The sequence below is a fragment of the Aliivibrio fischeri ATCC 7744 = JCM 18803 = DSM 507 genome (assembly GCF_023983475.1).
GTDB classification, from domain to species: domain Bacteria; phylum Pseudomonadota; class Gammaproteobacteria; order Enterobacterales; family Vibrionaceae; genus Aliivibrio; species Aliivibrio fischeri.
Genome location: NZ_CP092712.1, coordinates 1,824,287 through 1,845,101, shown reverse-complemented (window position 1 = coordinate 1,845,101; position 20,815 = coordinate 1,824,287). Strand labels below are relative to the sequence as shown.

Annotated in this window: 17 protein-coding genes; 9 read left to right on the top strand and 8 right to left on the bottom strand. The window is 38.4% G+C overall.

Annotation, left to right across the window (positions count from 1 at the left end; all coding sequences use genetic code 11):
- Nucleotides 1–41: 41 nt before the first annotated feature.
- Nucleotides 42–1,496: a cardiolipin synthase gene (cls, locus tag AVFI_RS08490; RefSeq protein WP_005419878.1), complete on the bottom strand. Its 1,455-nt coding sequence runs from the start codon at nt 1,494–1,496 to the stop codon at nt 42–44.
- A 306-nt stretch (nt 1,497–1,802) separates the two neighbouring features.
- Here cls and AVFI_RS08485 point away from each other — a divergent pair, with 306 nt between their 5' ends.
- Nucleotides 1,803–3,227: a sodium-dependent transporter gene (locus AVFI_RS08485; RefSeq protein ID WP_041941415.1), complete on the top strand. Its 1,425-nt coding sequence runs from the start codon at nt 1,803–1,805 to the stop codon at nt 3,225–3,227.
- Nucleotides 3,228–3,287: 60 nt separating this feature from the next.
- Here AVFI_RS08485 and AVFI_RS08480 read toward each other — a convergent pair whose 3' ends face one another.
- From AVFI_RS08480 to AVFI_RS08465, 4 genes are all read right to left on the bottom strand, one after another.
- Entirely contained in the window at nt 3,288–3,686 is a 399-nt protein-coding gene (locus AVFI_RS08480; protein ID WP_054775949.1) for a YchJ family protein, read from the bottom strand.
- Between the two features lie 12 nt (nt 3,687–3,698).
- Nucleotides 3,699–4,901, bottom strand: coding sequence for an EAL and HDOD domain-containing protein (locus AVFI_RS08475; protein ID WP_188863772.1), 1,203 nt, complete (start codon nt 4,899–4,901; stop codon nt 3,699–3,701).
- A 113-nt stretch (nt 4,902–5,014) separates the two neighbouring features.
- Complete coding sequence (lpxH, locus tag AVFI_RS08470) at nt 5,015–5,740, bottom strand: UDP-2,3-diacylglucosamine diphosphatase (RefSeq protein WP_065598082.1); 726 nt, start codon at nt 5,738–5,740, stop codon at nt 5,015–5,017.
- Nucleotides 5,741–5,800: 60 nt separating this feature from the next.
- Nucleotides 5,801–6,298, bottom strand: a complete 498-nt coding sequence (locus AVFI_RS08465; protein ID WP_005419869.1) for a peptidylprolyl isomerase — start codon at nt 6,296–6,298, stop codon at nt 5,801–5,803.
- A gap of 148 nt (nt 6,299–6,446) precedes the next feature.
- On the opposite strand from AVFI_RS08465, the gene cysS reads away from it, so the two are divergent.
- Together cysS and AVFI_RS08455 are read left to right on the top strand one after the other, a co-directional pair.
- Nucleotides 6,447–7,832: a cysteine--tRNA ligase gene (cysS, locus tag AVFI_RS08460; protein ID WP_054775950.1), complete on the top strand. Its 1,386-nt coding sequence runs from the start codon at nt 6,447–6,449 to the stop codon at nt 7,830–7,832.
- Between the two features lie 81 nt (nt 7,833–7,913).
- Nucleotides 7,914–8,492, top strand: coding sequence for a thymidine kinase (locus AVFI_RS08455; protein ID WP_011262167.1), 579 nt, complete (start codon nt 7,914–7,916; stop codon nt 8,490–8,492).
- A gap of 86 nt (nt 8,493–8,578) precedes the next feature.
- On the opposite strand, the gene AVFI_RS08450 is transcribed toward AVFI_RS08455, so the two are convergent.
- Nucleotides 8,579–11,116, bottom strand: a complete 2,538-nt coding sequence (locus AVFI_RS08450) for a glycosyl hydrolase family 18 protein (protein WP_054775951.1) — start codon at nt 11,114–11,116, stop codon at nt 8,579–8,581.
- 615 nt (nt 11,117–11,731) lie between these two features.
- Here AVFI_RS08450 and AVFI_RS08445 point away from each other — a divergent pair.
- The 5 genes from AVFI_RS08445 (at nt 11,732) to oppF (ending at nt 17,348) form a co-directional block, all read left to right on the top strand.
- Nucleotides 11,732–13,396 (top strand): ABC transporter substrate-binding protein, encoded by a 1,665-nt coding sequence (locus AVFI_RS08445; RefSeq protein WP_005419860.1) that lies wholly within the window; start codon nt 11,732–11,734, stop codon nt 13,394–13,396.
- Between the two features lie 103 nt (nt 13,397–13,499).
- Complete coding sequence (gene oppB, locus AVFI_RS08440) at nt 13,500–14,420, top strand: oligopeptide ABC transporter permease OppB (RefSeq protein ID WP_065604864.1); 921 nt, start codon at nt 13,500–13,502, stop codon at nt 14,418–14,420.
- Between the two features lie 14 nt (nt 14,421–14,434).
- The gene (oppC, locus tag AVFI_RS08435; RefSeq protein ID WP_012533085.1) at nt 14,435–15,337 is read left to right on the top strand and encodes an oligopeptide ABC transporter permease OppC; all 903 of its coding nucleotides are present in this window, start codon (nt 14,435–14,437) and stop codon (nt 15,335–15,337) included.
- A gap of 50 nt (nt 15,338–15,387) precedes the next feature.
- A complete protein-coding gene (gene oppD, locus AVFI_RS08430; protein WP_005419857.1) occupies nt 15,388–16,353 on the top strand; it encodes an ABC transporter ATP-binding protein in 966 nt (321 codons plus the stop codon).
- Nucleotides 16,353–17,348 (top strand): murein tripeptide/oligopeptide ABC transporter ATP binding protein OppF, encoded by a 996-nt coding sequence (gene oppF, locus AVFI_RS08425; protein ID WP_012533729.1) that lies wholly within the window; start codon nt 16,353–16,355, stop codon nt 17,346–17,348. Before oppD ends, oppF begins: the two co-directional genes overlap by 1 nt.
- A gap of 105 nt (nt 17,349–17,453) precedes the next feature.
- Here the strand turns inward: oppF and AVFI_RS08420 are convergent, their stop codons facing one another.
- Together AVFI_RS08420 and pflA are read right to left on the bottom strand one after the other, a co-directional pair.
- A complete protein-coding gene (locus tag AVFI_RS08420) occupies nt 17,454–18,602 on the bottom strand; it encodes a cupin domain-containing protein (protein ID WP_054775953.1) in 1,149 nt (382 codons plus the stop codon).
- 65 nt (nt 18,603–18,667) lie between these two features.
- Nucleotides 18,668–19,405, bottom strand: a complete 738-nt coding sequence (gene pflA, locus AVFI_RS08415; RefSeq protein WP_005419854.1) for a pyruvate formate lyase 1-activating protein — start codon at nt 19,403–19,405, stop codon at nt 18,668–18,670.
- A gap of 207 nt (nt 19,406–19,612) precedes the next feature.
- Between pflA and AVFI_RS08410 the strand changes: the two genes are divergently transcribed.
- Entirely contained in the window at nt 19,613–20,806 is a 1,194-nt protein-coding gene (locus AVFI_RS08410) for an ISL3 family transposase (protein ID WP_199414938.1), read from the top strand.
- The last annotated feature ends 9 nt before the right edge of the window (nt 20,807–20,815 follow it).

Sequence of the window (20,815 nt, the reverse complement as noted above, 5' to 3'; positions counted from 1 at the left end):
TGACCTTTGTAAAGAAGTTACTGGCTTTTTTTTATGTGTTTTTAGAGTAATGGGCTGAACATGGAGAAGAATCGTTCGGTAAAGCGGTTTCCCCAACTTCTATGACGCCATGTATCAAAACAGACTTGAGTTGATTGCTCTAGGTAGCCATCTAAAACCCATGATAATTGTTTTGTAAACTCAGGATCATCGACGATCAAACTTACTTCAAAGTTGAGCCAGAAGCTGCGCATATCTAAGTTTACGGTTCCAATAATACAATGGCTTTCATCAATCACGACTGATTTTGTATGTAATAAACCACCATTAAATTCATGTATTTGAACTCCGGCTTTTAAGAGGGTTTCAAAAAAAGATTTTGATGCCCAATTCACCATTAATGAGTCATTCTTCTTAGGCAATATGAGTTTCACTTCAACGCCGCGGTGTGCTGTGGTTCTTAAGGTGTGCAATAAAATCTCACTAGGCACAAAATACGGCGTGGTGATGGTAATGGATTTTCTGGCTTGGCAAATAGCAGTAATAAGCACTTGCTGAATAATGTCATCCGGCATACCAGGGCCAGAAGGAACCACTTGAGTTGTATGATTAAATGGGTCAATAGAGGCAGGGCATTCCGGTAAATGAGGTAGCTCGCGAATACCCGTTTCAACTTCCCAATCCCACGCATGAATAGTATTTAAAATAGCGACATTAGGTCCTGTAAGGCGAACCATTACGTCAATCCATTGGCCAACACCTGAGTTTTGTTTGAAGTACTGTGGATCAACTAGGTTCATTGAGCCGGTATAAGCGATACGGTTATCAATCACAACAATTTTACGATGTAAGCGTAAATCTAAGCGTCGAAAGAACATACGAAATGGACTAACACTTAGTGCTTCTACAATGTTGACACCTGATTGTTTGAGTAATTTAGGCCAGTGGCTTTTAAAGAAATCCATACTACCTGCAGAGTCAAGCAATACATTGACTGTTACGCCTCGTTTTGCTGCTCCAATTAATGCACTGGCAACGCTGTCAGCCAACCCACCGTGATGCCAAATATAAAACTCCATATTTATTTCATGTTCGGCTTTTTCTATATCAGAAATAATCGCATTGAGAATTTCTGAAGGGGTATTTAATAGCGAGAGTGTATCGCCACTTAATGCTGGGATCCCGAGTCGATTAGAGCATAAATTGTGAATTGCTGAGATTCGATGGGAAATCGAGTGTGGTTGGTGATATTGGCAATGGTGAATTTGTGCGAACCATTGTTCATAAGGTGTAAACATAGCTCGTGCACGTTCACCACGAGTTCGACCTAAGTTAAGCTCACCAATTAAAAAATAAGCCATGACCCCAATAACAGGAAGAATGTAAATAATCATAAGCCAAGCTAATGATACGCCTACGGGTCTTGGTTTGAAAACAACACGAATTGTTACGCCGGCTACAAGAAGCCAATATAAAACGAAGCTAACAATCGTAAGTGCTTGATAAAATTTATCCATTAGCGCTCTATCAGTGAAAAAAGTAAGAGGATCTCTATTAAATCAGGAGTGATAAGAAAAGAGTAGATAGGAATGCAAAAATTTACAAAATAAAAATTATTGATGAAATTGTAAACACATAAGGCACAAAAAGGTGTCATATGTTAAAAAAATGCAACTGTGGGGTTCCGATTTTATTCTTAAACTGTTTTACTTGCAATTGATGGTACGCCATTCCAAATTTTTAGAATGTACAAAAATATGTACACAACTTTTTTGGCGTAAATTTATTAACACAGCATGGATAGTTTGGAGATAAACGTGGGTATGAGCGCTTCTACAAAGCCCCGCGACAATTGGGGTTCAAAATTAGGGTTTGTCATGGCAGCAGCAGGATCAGCTGTTGGTTTGGGTAATATTTGGAAATTTCCATATACAGCAGGAGATAATGGTGGTGGTGCATTTGTTGCTATCTATCTGTTCTTCGTTATTTTTATCGGTTTTAGTGTGATGTTGACTGAGTTTGCTATTGGTCGTCGAACACAAAAATCAGCCGTAGGTGCTTTTAAATCTACTGATCGCCGTTGGACCTTTGCTGGTGTTATCGGTGTAACAAGTGGTCTATTGATCATGGGTTTCTATCCTGTAGTTGGTGGATGGGCGATTGCTTACATCGCCAAAGTTGGCACGGGATTATTAAGCGCTCCAGAAGCGATTGGTGATAGTTTTGGTGGATTTATTTCTGATCCAATCCAACCGTTAATGTGGATGGCTTTTTATCTGTTTTTAAATATTGTCATTGTAATGAAAGGTATTTCTGGTGGGATCGAGAAAGCAGGTAAAATCTTAATGCCACTGCTTTTCATTATCCTGATTATTGTTTCTGTAAAAGGATTAATGCTTCCAGGTTCAATGGCGGGTCTTGAGTTTTTATTTAGTCCTGATTTTTCTAAAATTGATAGTAACGTTATTTTGGCTGCTTTAGGTCAAGCCTTCTTCTCATTATCTTTAGGTATGGGTTGTATGATGACGTACGGTTCTTATTTGAAGAAAAAAGAAAATCTAGTACAAACAACAGCAATGGTTACAGCAATGGATACCGGTGTCGCAATCCTTGCTGGTGTAGCAATGTTCCCAGCAATGTTTGCATTTGGTATGGCTCCAACAGCAGGCCCAGGTCTTGTATTTGTAGTTGTGCCTCAACTATTTGCTGAAATGGGTGGCATTATTGGTCTTCTTTTAGCTCTTATGTTCTTTATTGGTTTAAGTGTTGCAGCACTGACATCTTCTGTTTCTCTATTAGAAGTTGTTGTGGCGTACTTAATTGATGAAAAAGGACTATCACGTGTTAAAGCGGTGATTACAGCAAGTTCGGTAATGGCTATTTTATGTATTTTTGCTTCTCTATCTTTAGGTGGCGTAGGACCAACATTATTTGATACTGGTGCTTTTGATATCTTTGACTTGTTAACTGATAAGATCTTCTTAGCTGTTGGTGGTATGTTGGTATGTATCTTTGCGGGTTGGAGATTGAAACGAGAAGATCTGGAAGATGAGATAACAAACGGTGGTGAAGTTAAATTCCCATTGTTCGGTCTATGGTATGTTTTAGTTAAGTTTATCATCCCTGTAGCAATCGCAATTGTTGCATTTATGGGGATTTCATCAGGATTTGATAGTGGTAAAGGCGCTATTATGTTGCTTGGTGTAGGTATTATTGCAGGTGCTGCGTTAATATCGAAAAAATTCTAATTTGAGAAATTAGCATTGAAAATAAAAACGAGAGCAAAGGCTCTCGTTTTTTTATGTCTTTTATTCCACATCGCCATCAATATAGAACCATTTTCCATCTTCTTTGACAAAGCGAGAGCATTCTTTCAATTGATGCAGTTGGCCATCTTCTGAATAGGTCGCTTTAAATGTCACAAAACCTTCATTAGCATTTTCTTTTGATAATGAAGAAGAGATAACTTTAAGTTTACGCCAATCCAACTCAACAGAGTCAATAATACCTTCTCTAAACTCTTCCGCATTACAAGAAGGGTGGTAGGTATCAATAATATACTGCACTAATTCTTTAACATGGGCACTGTAACGAGAGCGCATTAAAAGTTCAGGAGTTATCGCTAGTGAATGATTGTTATGAATAGGCTCACAACAAACAGAATAATTTTTTTTTGTACCGCAAGGGCAATGATTTGATTTTGACATATTCAGACGTCTCTATTTTGCTATCTCATCTACCCATTTGGCAGATTCTTTATAACAAGCGGTAAATTCTTTTTCTGTAATATTTAGAACTCGACAGCATTCCGCAACGACACTCCAATCTGCTTTTTCATAGCTTTCGATGGCTAATATCAGCTTTCCTAATAATCCTTTACGCTCAGTCAGTGCTTGTTTTATTTCAATAGAAATAGGTAAATGCTGAATAAGTGTTTCAAGCGGTTGATCTAGTAAAGGTTCAAGTAAAGAAAACAGACCAACTAAAAAAGCTTGGCTTGGCTCTAATTCAATATCCGTTTTAGTTACGATTAACTCACATAATCTAGCACGGTGGATTGATAAGGTGTATAGAGATTGCGGTTTGTGTTGGGTTGCATGAGCCACAGCGACTAATGATACAAATTGGCGAAGCTTAGTTTCACCTAAATAGACTAATGCTTGTTTAAAAGAAGTGATCGGCTTGTCAATAATCGAAGATGAATTAACAAAGCGAAGCAGTTTATAAGAAAGTGAAACATCTTGAGTGATGTATTTTTCTACGGTGTTGAAATCAACACTAGGTGCAGAGATCTCTTGATACAACTGAATAATTGCAAGTTGATTTGGTTGAATTGCTCGTTGCTGAAGCATTTCAGGCTTACTGAAAAAATAGCCTTGGAAATAAGTAAAACCAGCATCTTTTGCTTGCTCAAATTCTTCGTAAGTTTCTACTTTCTCAGCTAAAAATTTAATATTGTATTTTTCACAATGACGAATGAATAGTTTTGCTTTCAGAATTGGCATTGTACGCATATCAAACTTGATGATATCAATGTACGGTAGAAAAGGGGTCCAGTCTGGGTTTGGCTCAAAATCATCAAGAGCAAGTTTGTAACCTAGTTTTGCAAGGCGTTTAATCGCTACTAATAATTCAGGGTTTGGAATACAGTCTTCCAGTATTTCAACCACTAAGTTATCAGGGTTAAAAAGCGTAGGAACCAGATTTAGTAGGCTTTGTTGAGGAAAATTAACAAAACCTAATTTATCATTTGTTGCATTGCAGTACGAGCTTAAAAAATGATCAGATAAGAGTCGGCTCGTTGCTTCTTCTGCTTCAACAAGTGGAAAAGTGTTTTTTGGACCGTCTCGAAATAATAATTCGTAACCAATCGTATTTTTACTTAGGTCTAAGATTGGTTGACGAGCAACATATGTGTACATAACAACTTTTCTCTACAGCGTGTTGAATCGGAACTGCGCTCATAATAAACGCTTTACAGTAAAAAAACTATGTTTCTTGTTTGAGACATTTAAAGGCAAACGATTAAAAATAATTATTTAAACTCTTTTTTGTGAAGTGAGTAGACTTTATCTGAATATTCAAGGATCGAACCTTGGCTATACCAGTCGCCTAATACTATGCGAGTCATCTCTTTATCATTGCTAATAAAGGTATGTGTATCTGGCCTGTGAGTATGTCCATGAATAAGACGTTGAACTCCTTCTTCTTGCATGACACGTTCAACTTCACTTTGAGTAACATCCATGATGCATAGCGTTTTAGTTTGTTTTTTCTCTTTAATCTTATCCTGAACGTTTTTTACTATACGCTGGCGAATGAAAAGTGGAATTCGGTTGAATACCCATTGAAGCCATGGTTTGTGCACTTTAGCTCTAAATTCTTGATATTTTATATCATCAATGCACAAGGTATCACCGTGCATAATAAGGACTTTTTCACCATCAAGGTCGATAACCGTGTGATCATCTAAAAGCTCAACTCCCGTTTCTTTACAAAAGCGTTTATTAAGCAGGAAGTCTCTATTACCTTGAATAAAGTAACATTTGACTCCTTTTTTCGTTAATGCTTTAAATTCATTTTTAACTAAAACATTAAATGGAGAATTATCATCATCACCAATCCAAAACTCAAATAAATCACCTAATACGTAGAGTTTTTCAGCATGTATGGCTTCATTCTGCATAAAATCAATAAAACAATCAGTGATGTCAGGGCGAAGAGGGGATAAGTGAAGATCAGAAATAAATAAGATAGTCATAAATACTTTATTGGTAATGAGAAAATGCCAGCTTCGAATAAAGCTGGCAAAAAAACAGAATTATTCTGTGATTGTTGTGCCTGTGATGAATACTTCTTCAACAGGAACATCTTGGTGTACGTAACCGTAGTTGCCCGTAGCAACACCTTTGATTTTGTTTACAACGTCCATGCCTTCAACAACTTCAGCAAACACACAGTAACCCCAACCATCTAGAGATTCAGATTTGAAATCTAGGAATTTGTTGTCGTTAACGTTGATGAAGAATTGAGAACTTGCAGAATGCGGTTCCATAGTACGAGCCATCGCTAATGTACCTACTTTGTTGCTTAGGCCATTGTTTGCTTCGTTTTTGATAGTTGCACGGCCAGTTTTTTCTTCAAGACCTGAAGTCATGCCGCCACCTTGAACCATAAAACCATCAATTACACGGTGGAAAAGAGTGTTGTCGTAGAAACCATCTTTACAGTATTGTAGGAAGTTAGCACAAGTTGCTGGTGCTTTGTCTTCGTGAAGTTTAACTGTGATGTCACCAAATGATGTATGTAGGATGATCATGGAATTACCTTTGTAATTGTATTTAAATAGAATTTGATTTTACCTAAGATTAATCAGAATCTACAGGGAATTTTCTTGCTATCAGCACTTAATATAGGTCTAATAGCTTATATATATCCTTTAAACAAATAATGAGTAAAAAAAGAGCATGTTGAAAATATATAACTCACTTACACGTCAAAAAGAAGAATTTAAGCCAATTACCGAAGGTAAAGTCGGTATGTATGTGTGTGGGGTTACCATTTACGATTTGTGTCATATCGGCCACGGTCGTACATTTGTCTCTTTTGATGTGATTTCTCGTTATTTACGTTTTCTTGGTTACGACTTAACTTTCGTTCGTAACATCACAGATATTGATGACAAAATCATTAAACGTGCCGCTGAAAATGGCGAAACATGTGATGCATTAACAGAGCGTTTGATTGCTGACATGCATGCTGATTTTGATGCGTTAAACATGAAACGCCCAGATGTAGAACCTCGTGCAACAGAGTACATTAAAGAAATCGTTGCATTAGTTGAGCGATTAATTGAGCGTGGTTTTGCTTATGTTGCATCGAATGGCGATGTTATGTTTGAAGTGAAAAAATACGATGAATATGGTCGTCTTTCTCGCCAAGATCTTGAACAACTTCAAGCAGGCTCTCGCGTTACATTAGAAGAAGCAAGTGTAAAACGTAGTGGTATGGATTTCGTTTTATGGAAAATGTCAAAACCAGGTGAACCAACATGGGAATCTCCATGGGGACCAGGCCGTCCAGGTTGGCACATTGAATGTTCTGCGATGAACTCATCTATTCTAGGTGATCATTTCGATATTCATGGTGGTGGTTCTGATCTAATGTTCCCACACCATGAAAATGAAATTGCTCAATCTTGCTGTGCACATGATACACCATACGTAAACACTTGGATGCACAGTGGAATGGTGATGGTTGATCGTGAGAAAATGTCTAAGTCGTTAGGTAATTTCTTTACTATTCGTGATGTTCTTGCTCATTACGATTCAGAAACGGTTCGTTACTTCTTAATGTCTGGCCACTACCGTAGCCAATTAAACTACAGTGAAGAGAATCTAAATCAAGCTCGTGCATCACTAGAACGTTTATACACATCGCTACGTGGTCTTGATTTATCAGTGACTCCTGCTGGTGGTGAAGAGTTTGTTGGTCGCTTCTCTACAGCGATGAATGATGATTTTAATACACCAGAAGCGTATTCAGTATTATTTGAAATGGCTCGCGAAGTGAACCGTCTTAAAACTGAAAATTTAGACACTGCGTCTAAATTAGGTGCTTTGATGCGTGAACTAGCAGATGTATTGGGTTTATTATCACAAGAGCCTGAAGCATTCTTACAAGGTGGAAGCAGCAATGATGATGTTGCGGAAATCGAAGCGTTAATTAAAGCGCGTAATGATGCTCGTACAGCAAAAGATTGGGCAGCAGCAGATGCCGCTCGTGATGCGATTGCGGCATTAAATATTGTATTAGAAGATGGCCCTGAAGGAACAACGTGGCGTCGTAAGTAATACAAACAGTTTTATATAAAGGGCTGGTATTTCCAGCCTTTTTTATTACCAAATTTTTAAACTTTAATAGAGGACACATTTGTGGCACAAATGTATTTTTATTACTCTGCAATGAATGCGGGGAAATCAACAACACTTCTTCAATCATCATTTAACTATCAAGAACGCGGTATGAATCCTGCTATTTTTACAGCAGCGATTGATGATCGTTATGGTGTTGGTAAAGTAAGTTCTCGAATTGGTTTACATGCAGAAGCACACTTGTTTAATAAAGAAACGAATGTATTCGATGCAATTAAAGAGTTGCATGAAGCAGAAAAACTTCACTGTGTTTTAATTGATGAATGTCAGTTTTTAACCAAAGAACAAGTATATCAACTGACAGAAGTCGTTGATAAATTAAACATCCCAGCACTTTGTTATGGCTTACGAACTGACTTTTTAGGAGAGTTGTTTGAGGGAAGTAAATATTTACTTTCTTGGGCTGATAAATTGGTTGAATTAAAAACCATTTGTCACTGTGGACGTAAAGCAAACATGGTGATCCGTACGGATGAGCATGGTGTAGCTATTGCGGATGGTGATCAAGTTGCTATCGGTGGTAATGAGCTGTACGTTTCAGTATGTCGACGCCATTATAAAGAAGCGCTAGGTAAATAGAGTTTACTTAATTAGCTTGTACGGTTTGAAAAGAAAGACCAAGTTCAGATAAATGAACTTGGTCTTTTCATTTTTAAATGAAAGGATTAGTTACAAGTAGAAATACCTACCTCTTTCCATACTCCCCATTCACCAGATTTTGATGGTTCATCACCTTTTGTCCACCATTTCGCTTCCCATACTTTACCAGCTTGAGAAACTTGGTCACCACCTGTATAGACTGCTGAAGCATCCCATGCGTTATCACAAGTTACTGGTGGTTCACCAGCATCTTTAAGTACAGTAACAGTAACACTTGCTGTGTCTGATGCTTGACCATCATTTGCTGTAACAGAGAAAGCAAAAGGTGTGTCGACAGGGTAAGAGGCCGCTGTAAAGGTAACCTGAGAACCAACAACACTAGCATCAACACCTGCAGGAACGACCCATGTGAATGTTAATGGATCACTGTCTGCATCTGTTGATGTGGATGCATCAAGTGTAACCACGTCGCCTTTATTTACTGATGTTGGAGCAACAATAACGGCTACTGGTGGGTTATTTACTGGTTCTGTTCCTTCAACGGTTACTGATACTGCGACTGAATCAGATGCAGTCGCACCTTTATCATCTGTCACTGTTAGTGTGAATTGAAGTGTTTCAGATTGAGTAAAAGTATCAGTAGCAAAGCTTGGGTTAACTGAATCTGCGCCAATTAGTGTTACATTAGGTCCAGAAACTTGTGTCCATGCATAAGAAACAATCGAACCATCGCTATCCGAGGATAATGAACCGTCAAGTTGTACAGATGCAGGTGCAATAACTGAAACATCTACACCAGCATTAGCGACAGGTTTTTTGTTTGCAGGAGGCGTAACTGTACCATCACCAGCAAGACCTTCTTGCATTGCATTTAGAATGTCACCATTATCAGCATCGATTTCCCATGCAAATAGACCGCCTAAGCCTAATGAACGAACATAGTCCCCTTTAGCTAAAATCGATCTTTTATTGTCATAAGTAACTAAATCGCCATTGCTTGGATCATAAGCGTAAGCGGCTTGAGCTACTTCATCATAACCAACTTCAACGCCAGCTTTGTTGATGTAGCGAGTAACGACGTCTTTATAATCAATTACGCCTGCTTCCCATGAACCTGCCACTTTACCGTTACCAACCCCTGTCATTGGATTTGTTGGATCGGTCATGCTGTCACGTGTAACACCAGTCCAACCTCGTGCATACATAGCAGCACCTACAACCAACTTCTTAGCATCAACACCTTGAGCAAGTAATAAGTCAATTGCATTGCTGGTTGTATAAGCAGGTCCTTTACGAGGTTCGCCTTTATCATCAAGACCTGTACCATCACATTCGCCTTGAGACATATGAGAACCACAGTTTAGTGCAGTTTGGTGACCAACAACATTATTCCAACCGCCAAAGAAATCGTATGTCATTGCAAAGATGTAATCCATATATTGAGATGCAGCAGCGTAATCAACATCTTCAATTTTGTCATAACCAGCACCAATTGCTGATGTTAATTCATAGGTTTTTCCTGTTTCAGCACTTAATTCATCAAGCATTGCTCTTAGCTCTTGCATTAATGCAACATAAGCAGGGCCGTCATTTAGAGGGTCACCACCAGTAGCACTTGCACCGTCGCCACCAGGGAATTCCCAGTCAATGTCTACACCATCATAAAACTTCCATGTTTTAAGAAACTTTTTAACTGAAGCAACAAAAATGTCTCGTTTTGATTTATCAACAAAATCGTAGAAAGGGTCAGATAATGTCCAGCCACCAATCGATGGAACAATTTTTAGGTCTGGATAGCGTTGCTTAAGTGCCATCATTTGGCCGTAAGTTCCTTTATAAGGAGTACTATGAACGTGACCAGATTGTGGTTGTGGCATTTGAACCGCTGCCCATGGATCATGAATAACTACTTCGTAATCAGGAGTACCTGCACACGCACGGTTAAGAGCTGCTAGGCTGTTTCCATTTTCAATTTCACCTAATGATGGGTTAGGGCCACAAATTGGAATGAAACCATAAAGTATATGAGTTAAGTTTTGCGCGGGGATTTGGTCTACAGCAAATTTACGTCCATAAACACCCCATTCAACAAAATAGGCGCCTGAAACCATACCCGCAGGTGTGGTGTAATTGCCATTTGCAGGATCGACATTCATTGGTAAAGGATCTAAGTGACTACCATCCGTATCTGCTACAACAATTGATTTTGCAGCACTTGTACTACATTCTTCTGCTGCACCAGAACCATTACAAAGCTGCACCGTCATTTCATACTGACCGCCTTGACGAACCTGTAGAGTTGTTGACGCTTTTTGTGAAGCCGCAGGAGAAACACTTTCTTCATGAACAACAACACCATTTAATAGCACACGCCATTTTTCAGCAGGCTCGCCAGACCAACGATCCCATGTAACAGGAACTTCAGCAAAATCTTTTACTGTTACCAGACTTTTGTATGAGGTGGCTGCTTGATCGATCTCAATAATAGAAAAATCAGTTTCCATCCAAGAGATGATCGCTTGCCCTGGGGCTGCCGCAAAAGTTGGGGCAGAAAGAGCAAGAGTTACGGCTGCTGAGCACAGTCCAAGTTTCTTTTTAAACATAAATAACGTCCTTGATAAATTAATCCAAGTTGGATTACTGCTGAAATTTCAGCATCCATATTATCTTTGTTTATAATTTATAAATTTCCAGAAGAAGTGTTTAGTTTGGCATCAACCTTAGGTATTCACATGTTTTAAATGCAATTACAAAAAAAGAATGTTGGACTGCCCTAAAGAATGTCATTTTTTTATTGCTTTATAAAAATAGATGTTTATTTGCGCTTTGAATTTAGTTTTTAAGGTTTTTTTGCTTGAAATTCCATCGATATTATATTTTTTTGTTATGAAATTGTTAGGTTAATATGTGGTTTATTGATGAGAAACTAGACAAAATAGTAGGGGATTCTACCTTTATTAAGCTTTGTATTCGTTCAATCCATAAAGGATAAATAATCTGGTTAATTATTCGGTTATTTGTGATGATTTTAAAAATTATCGGGTGTTTTGTGACAAAAATGTGGCAAATTACTTCAATGATTGATAATGTTGCCCACAATTCTTCGAAGGATTTAATCTTTTTTAGGCGTATTTAACGTTTTTTAGATTTAAATGATTGGCGAGTCGTTTTGCCCGAAGAATGTCATGGATGCAAATTGAATGTATTGGAGTTAATGCATGTATAAGAATAAAATTACACAAGCTATTTTGCTTGGTGGCCTGTCACTAGCACTTGCTGGCTGTGGAGACAAAACCGCAGAGCAACCTGTCAAACAAACGAAACCTGCTGAAAAGCCTGAATCAACTGAAGTCGTATATGCAGATGTACAAGAGTTGGTTCGTGGTAATGGTACTGAGGTTGCGACTTTAGACCCTCATAAATCTCAAGGTGTTCCTGAATCTCACGTTATCCGTGATCTATTAGAAGGTCTTGTAAATCAGGATGCTGATGGTAATACGATCCCGGGTGTTGCTGAAAGTTGGGAAACAACAGATAACAAAAAATTTGTATTCCATTTACGTAAAGATGCTAAATGGTCAAATGGTGATCCTGTAACTGCTGATGATTTTGTATACAGTTTCCAAAGAGCAGTGGATCCAATGACAGCATCACCATACTCTTGGTATATGGAATATACTAAGATGGCAAATGCAAAAGACATTGTTGCTGGTAAAAAAGATAAGAGTGAACTTGGTGTTAAAGCGATTGATGCTCATACTCTAGAAGTTCAACTTGATACTGCTGTTCCTTATTTTGTAAAAATGATGGGCCACACGACAGTGAAGCCTGTTCATAAGGCAACAATTGAAAAATTTGGTGACCAATGGACTAAACCTGGCAACTTCGTAGGTAATGGTGCATTCGTTGTTAATAACTGGGTTGTAAATGAACGTTTAGAGCTTGTTCGTAATGAACAATACTGGGACAACAAAGATACTAAATTAACTAAGGTTACGTTCCTACCTATCGAAAATCAGGTTTCAGAAATGAACCGCTTCTTATCTGGAGAATTAGACTTTACTAATGAACTTCCAGTTGAACACTTTAAACGTCTACAAAAAGAAGAACCGGATTCAGTTTCTGTTGTAGGTAGCTTATGTACTTACTACTACTCGTTTAATACTAAGAAAAAGCCATTTGATGATGTTCGTGTGCGTAAAGCGATTTCTTACGCTATTGACCGCTCTATTGTTTCAGACGTAATTCTAGGTCAAGGTCAAAAACCAGCTTATTTCTTAACACCTGAAATTACTGCTGGCTTTAATCCTGAACTTCCTGCTTATGGCAAAATGACCCAAGATGAGCGTAATGCAGAAGCAAAACGTTTATTAACAGAAGCAGGCTTTGGTCCTGAGAATCCACTTAAATTTACACTGCTATACAACACGTCTGAAAACCATAAGAAGATCGCAGTTGCGGCTGGTTCTATGTGGAAAAAGACACTTGGGCTTGAAGTTGTTTTAGAAAACCAAGAGTGGAAAACATACCTAGATTCTAAAGATCAAGGTCAGTTTGAAGTGGCTCGTGCGGGGTGGTGTGGCGATTATAACGAAGCGTCAGCATTCCTAACATTAATGGTAAGTAAGAACACGACTGGTGGTCAACACTACGGTAGTGCAGAGTATGATGCATTAATTGAAAAAGCCCTAGCATCAACTTCTGAAGAAGAGCGTAATGCTATCTATCTGGAAGCTGAGAAACTTCTAGCTAAAGATATGCCGATTGCTCCTATCTATCAGTATGTCAAATCTCGTCTATTATCTCCACAAGTAGGTGGCTTCCCAACGGGCAATGCGGAAGAAAAAATCTACTCGAAAGATCTATATATCAAAGCTAAGTAATTTAGCAAAATAAAACTATAAAAAATGTCACTACACGCAGGATCGCGTGTAGTGGCTAGATCCATCTTTTAATATTTTTTGTCACAGACTGGAAGAGTGAATTATGTTTCAATTCATTATCAAACGGATACTTGAAGCAATTCCAACAATGTTGGTTTTGATCACCATTTCTTTTTTCTTAATGAGATTTGCACCTGGCAATCCATTTTCAACAGAACGCCCACTTCCTCCGGAAGTTATGGCGAATATCAATGCAAAATACGGTTTAGATAAACCGGTATTTGAACAATATACGACTTACCTTAGTAATATCTTACAAGGTGATTTCGGTCCTTCATTTAAATATCAAGATTATACAGTAAATGAATTGGTTGAAGCTGCATTACCAGTGTCAGCTAAAGTTGGTTTTTTTGCGTTTATTTTTACGGTGATACTTGGGGTTACTGTCGGTACCTTAGCCGCATTAAGGCAAAATACATGGCTTGATTATACGATTATGTCCACCGCTATGGTGGGGGTGGTGATGCCATCCTTTGTATTGGCCCCTGCACTGATTTATCTCTTTTCTATTGAGCTTGGCTGGTTCCCTGCTGGTGGCTGGCATGATGGCTCATTTAAATACATGTTCTTACCAATTCTAGGTATGTCATTCCTTTATGTTGCGACTTTTGCACGTATTACTCGTGGCAGCATGATTGAAACATTAAACAGTAACTTTATTCGAACCGCTCGTGCGAAGGGATTAAGTTATCGCTACATTATTATTAAACATGCACTAAAGCCTGCAATGTTGCCTGTTGTTTCTTATATGGGACCAGCATTTGTCGGCATTATTACCGGTTCTGTTGTTATTGAAACGATTTTTGGTCTACCTGGAATTGGTAAGCTTTTCGTCAATGCTGCATTTAACCGTGATTATTCGTTAGTAATGGGGGTAACCATTCTGATTGGTTTCCTATTTATCTTATTCAACGCAATTGTTGATGTATTACTAGCAATTATCGACCCGAAAATTCGTTATTAATAGGGAATGGACGCATGTTAACGAAAAAAGAAAATTTAGAAGCGATCGAAAAATTCTCTGAAAGTTTGGAGATTGAGGGTCGCAGTCTATGGCAAGACGCACGAATCCGCTTTATGCGAAACAAAGCGGCAATGATCAGTTTGTTTATTCTTACTTTGATGACTTTGGCTGTAATTTTCCTGCCGATGTTCAGTCAATATGCTTATGATGATACAGATTGGTATGCTCTACACCAAGGCCCAAGTATGGCGCACTTATTTGGAACGGACAGCTTAGGTCGTGATTTATTTGTTCGTACCTTAGTTGGTGGACGAATTTCATTGATGGTTGGTATTCTAGGTGCATTAGTTGCTGTACTAATTGGAACGCTTTACGGCGCAACATCAGGCTTTGTTGGTGGTAAAGTTGACCGAGTAATGATGCGTTTTATTGAAATCTTATACGCTGTGCCTTTTATGTTTTTGGTTATCGTATTAGTAACATTTTTTGGGCGTAATATCGTTCTTATCTTTGTTGCTATTGGTGCAATTGCTTGGCTTGATATGGCTCGTATTGTTCGTGGTCAAACACTTAGCTTACGTAGTAAAGAGTTTATTGAAGCAGCACACGTGTGTGGTGTGAGTAAGTGGGGCATCATCACTCGTCATATCGTACCAAACGTACTAGGTATTGTTGCTGTTTATTCAACATTACTTATCCCGAGTATGATCCTAACTGAATCTTTCCTATCTTTCCTTGGTCTGGGTGTTCAAGAGCCGATGACTAGTTGGGGCGCCTTACTTCAAGAAGGTTCTCAAACTATGGAAGTGGCAATTTGGCAGTTAACTTTCCCAGCTTTATTTATGGTCGTTACCTTGTTCTGCTTTAACTATGTAGGTGATGGTTTACGTGATGCGCTGGATCCAAAAGACAGATAATCCTCTGTGTGGACAGTTAATTATTAAACAAATTTGAGCAGGAAAGAATTATGAGTTTATTAGATGTAAAAGATCTGCGAGTAGAGTTCACCACACAAGATGGTAATGTAACGGCAGTAAATGATTTAAACTTCTCACTAAAACAAGGTGAGACATTAGGTATTGTTGGTGAATCAGGTTCAGGTAAATCACAAACTGTATTTGCCTTAATGGGTTTATTAGCTAAAAACGGTATTATTACTGGTAGCGCAAAGTTTGAAGGAAAAGAGATCCTTAACCTTCCAGAAAAAGAGTTAAACAGTATTCGTGCTGAACAGATGGCGATGATCTTCCAAGATCCAATGACGTCACTTAATCCGTACATGAAAGTAAGTGAGCAATTAATGGAAGTGCTCATGCTACATAAAGGCATGGGTAAAGCGGAAGCATTTGAAGAGTCTGTTCGAATGTTAGAAGCAGTTAAAATACCAGAAGCGCGTAAACGTATTACGATGTACCCACATGAATTTTCGGGTGGTATGCGCCAGCGTGTGATGATTGCAATGGCATTGCTTTGTCGTCCGAAACTTCTTATTGCTGATGAACCAACGACTGCGTTAGACGTAACGGTACAAGCGCAAATTATGGAATTATTGAATGAGCTGAAAAGTGAATTTAATACAGCGATTATCATGATTACTCACGATCTTGGTGTTGTTGCTGGTTCTTGTGACAAAGTGCTTGTTATGTATGCTGGTCGTACAATGGAATACGGTACAGTAAATGAAATATTTTACGAACCAAGCCACCCTTATGCTGAGGGGTTATTAAAAGCGATTCCACGTTTAGATACAGAAGGTGAAATATTACCGACTATTCCTGGTAACCCACCCAATTTACTCCGTTTACCTACAGGCTGTCCTTATCAAGAACGATGTCATCGTGTTATGGACCGTTGTAAGCAAGAAGCTCCGATTTTATTGCCGTTTGGTCAAGATCGTTTACGTGCTTGTTTTTCTGATCAGGAGACGTGGTAATGTCAGTAGATAAAAAATTAATTCTAGATGTAAAGAACCTTAAAGTGCATTTTAGCATTGCAGCTAAATCAGTATGGCCTTGGGCAAAACCTGCAAACTTAAAAGCGGTTGATGGTGTTAACGTTCGTTTGTATGAAGGTGAAACACTGGGTGTTGTTGGTGAATCTGGTTGTGGTAAATCAACCTTTGCTCGTGCCATTATTGGTTTAGTTGAGGCGACAGATGGTGAAGTAGTTTGGTTAGGAGAAGATCTGACTAAATTAGAAGATGAACCACTTCGTCAAAAGCGCAAAGAAATACAAATGATATTCCAAGATCCTTTGGCATCATTGAATCCTCGTATGACAGTAGGTGACATTATCGCTGAGCCATTACTTACTTTCTATCCAAAGCTAACAAAAGATGAAGTGAAGGATAGAGTTAAAGAGATGATGGCAAAAGTAGGTTTGTTACCTAACGTAATCAACCGCTACCCTCATGAATTCTCTGGTGGACAATGCCAGCGTATTGGTATTGCACGAGCACTTATTTTAAAGCCAAAGATGATCATTTGTGATGAGCCAGTGTCGGCTCTGGATGTATCGATTCAAGCACAGGTAGTAAATTTACTTAAAGAACTTCAAAAAGAACTTGGTTTAAGTCTAGTCTTTATTGCTCACGATTTATCGGTTGTGAAGCATATTTCAGATCGTGTTCTAGTTATGTATTTAGGTAACGAAGTTGAACTTGGTGAGTCTGACGCGTTATTTAGTAATCCTAAACACCCTTATACAAAAGCCTTGATGTCAGCAGTTCCAATTCCTGATCCAAAGCTAGAAAGAGCAAAAACGATTGAAATGCTAGAAGGGGATTTACCATCTCCAATTAATCCACCATCTGGATGTGTGTTCCGTACACGTTGTCCTCAAGCAACAGATGCATGTGCAGAAACAAAGCCTGAATTAAAAGGTAATGATGTACACGCTGTATCGTGTTTGGCGGTAGCAGATATCTAATAAAACCCTATCATGATATTTATGATGGGTTAACAAAATGTATTTAAATTCAGCCTGTGACAGGCTTAAGCGCGATAGGCAATTTATATCGCGCTTTTTTTGTAGCTATTCCGCGTAAAAATAACCGATATTTACCAGTTGAAGCAAATTAGCGACTGAATGAGGGTCTAGTAAAAGCTGTTCAATATTGTTCAGTGTTACCTCATTAGCTTCACATAATATAATCACATCATTTTTCATTTTTAATGGGAAAACATAACTTTCACCATCAATAAAAAGAGTCATGTTTTCTTCACATGATTCTACTTCATGGTAAAACGCGCGGACGCCTGCCACTTTGATCAATGCTTGACCTGATTGTAAGTAACTAAGCAACTCTTCAGTTGTCCACTTCTCAGAATCTGGAATAATATTTAAATGATGACGAGAATTACTTAAGTACTCTCCCATAAACTGTTTTAGTGTTTGCTCATCTGACATCGCACTTAACATCATGGCTTTTAAGTCTTCAAAGCTTTTTGTTGTGATTTCACTACCGTGAATTTGTGCAGGAAGATCTGGATTATGGTAATGAACATCGCCTTTTTCATTTTCAATAATGAAGTCCGCAAAATTGCTGATTAACTCTTGCTCTTTTGGAGAACGAAAACCGGCTGAATAACTCATAGATGGCTCTAAGGCGTAGCCATCATGCGGGAAGCCTGGTGGGATATAAAGAATGTCACCAGGCTCTAGAATTTGATCGATAATCGGTTCAAATCCAGTAATTTGTTTTAGTGCAGAATGTCTATGTTCTTCTTGATATTCACCGATATCGCCAACACGCCAATGACGCTTTCCCTGACCTTGAATAATAAATACATCATATTGATCAATATGTGGACCAACACCACCATGAGGTACTGAGTAGCTGATCATGATGTCATCGAATAACCAATTTGGCATTTGTTTAAAAGGTTTAAACAATTCAGCCGCACCTTCATGCCAATGATTAGCCGCCTGAACGATAATAGACCAATTGGTTTCGCCAAGTGTTTCATATAACTCTTCAGATAAGGGGCCGTGTTCTGCTTTCCATTGGTTATTAGCGTTAGAAATGAATCGAGAATCGACATCGTTTTCTAAAGTAAGTCCTGCTAACTCTTCTGGAGTAACAGGATCTTGAAAGTTCTCAAATCCACCTTTGATGATCACTGGTTTTTTTTGCCAATACTCAGATAGGAATTCTTGTAGCGAAAAACTTAATTGATACATTATTTTTTCCAATAAAAATGCCCGAAGATCGGGCATTTGTGTTGCTGATAAAGGGAACGACGTAATTAATATTTTACGTTGTTGTGGTATTGGCTTAGGATTTCGACCATTTTTTCCATCGTTTCTTTTGATGGAGGGTTTACGCCCTCAAGAGGGTAGTCATGACCTAATGCTTCCCATTTATGAGCACCTAATTTGTGGTATGGAAGTAATTCTATTTTTTCAATGTTATCCATATCTTTAATAAAATCACCTAGAAGGTGTGCTGATTCTTCATCATCAGTATAGCCAGGAACAATAACGTAACGGATCCATGTTTTTTGTCCAATCTTATGAAGATAACGTGCAAAATCAAGAACTCGAGTATTTGATACACCGATGAATTCTTTATGGATGTCATCTTTCATCTGTTTTAGATCAAGCATAACAAGATCTGATGCTTCTAAAACTTCATCAATTACATCCGTGTGTTTGCGAATATACCCATTGGTATCTAAACAAGTATGGATGCCTTCTGCTTGAGCTGCACGGAAAAAATCACGTACAAATTCAGGTTGTAGCATTGCTTCACCACCTGAACAAGTAATACCGCCTCCTGAGGCTTTCATAAAGTGACGGTAGCTTTTTGCTTCTTCAATCAATTCAGCAACGGTCACTTCTTTACCATCATGTGTATCCCAAGTATCACGGTTGTGGCAATACATACAACGCATTAAGCAGCCTTGTAAGAAAACAATAAAGCGAATACCAGGACCATCAACAGTTCCACATGTTTCAAAAGAGTGAATACGACCTACAGACATGACGACATTTCTCCGAACTATAATTATGCGGTTATTTTATTACAAAAGCGGTCAATTAAGTAGTAATGAAGAAGAGAAAGGGGAGAGAAACTTTAATTTAAGGTAATAAAAAAGGTTCATCGCAGATTAGCGGGAATTGAAAACAAAAACGGCAGTTAGTGGTAAAGTTACATCGCCAAACACAACTTTTCACAAACTGCCGTTTTCATGCCAAATAATACTTTTTTATCATCCTTCTGGAAAGGTTTTCAGATCGTAAAGTCTCATAAAACTGATTCATTAATCTCTATAACCTTAAAACCTGACTCCCCAGCATTCTGCTCTTGCGGGCGACTCTCTGAATTTACTCACGATACTCAGTGGCGAACTATTAAAGACGCTATGATATTAGGAACTCCAGTTGAACTTTTGATTCAGACTAGGCGCATTACATGTTTGCTATGCGGTACAAAAACGGAAGCAATATCTTGGCTTAAACCATACTCACGCCTGACTAATCGATTGATAGAATATATTGAACAACTGCTGCCTTTGCTGCCGATTAAACATATTTCAGAACTGACTGGAGTACATTGGCACACGATAAAGAATATTGATAAACAACGACTTAAACGAGTTATCCCTGACATACCATGGGATAAATTACGCCAACTAGTGATGGATGAGTTTGCCATATTTAAAGGACATCGATATGCAACAGTGATTGCCGATGCGCAGACACATCAAGTGCTTTGGATTGGTTTAGGTAGAAGCCGAACTGATATCAGGCCTTTCTTTGAAGAGCTTGGTAAGCATGCCGAAAATATCGAAGCAGTGGCTATGGATATGAATACAGCTTTCGATCTCGAAGTGAAAGCTCATTGCCCTAATGCACGTATTGTATACGATCTTTTTCATGTGGTAGCCAAATATGGACGAGAGGTAATGGATAGGGTTAGGGTAGATCAAGCGAATCAACTCAAAGAAGACAAAAAAGCTCGTCGTTGGATTAAGCGTTCACGCTGGATCCTTTTGAAAAATAGAGACAATCTAGACGTAAATCAACAGAGTTATTTAGATGAAATACTTTCGGTAAACCACGATTTAATGGTGACTCATTTGCTAGGAGAGCAATTAAAAGAGCTCTGGTATTGTGACTCAGAAACGCAGGCAATAGAACTATGGGATGTATGGTGGCAACAGGTAAATGAGAGTGGGATCAAACCACTAATCAGTTTTGCACGAAAGTTAAAACCATACCTTCACGGAATTGTTAGTTCGTCTTTATATCGATTAAATACATGTACACTGGAAGGAATAAATAACAAAATTAAGTTAATCAAAAGAATGGGGTATGGCTACAGAGATACGGACTATTTCTTTATGAAGATAAAAGCGGCTTTCCCCGGAAAGCCGCGATGAACCATAAAA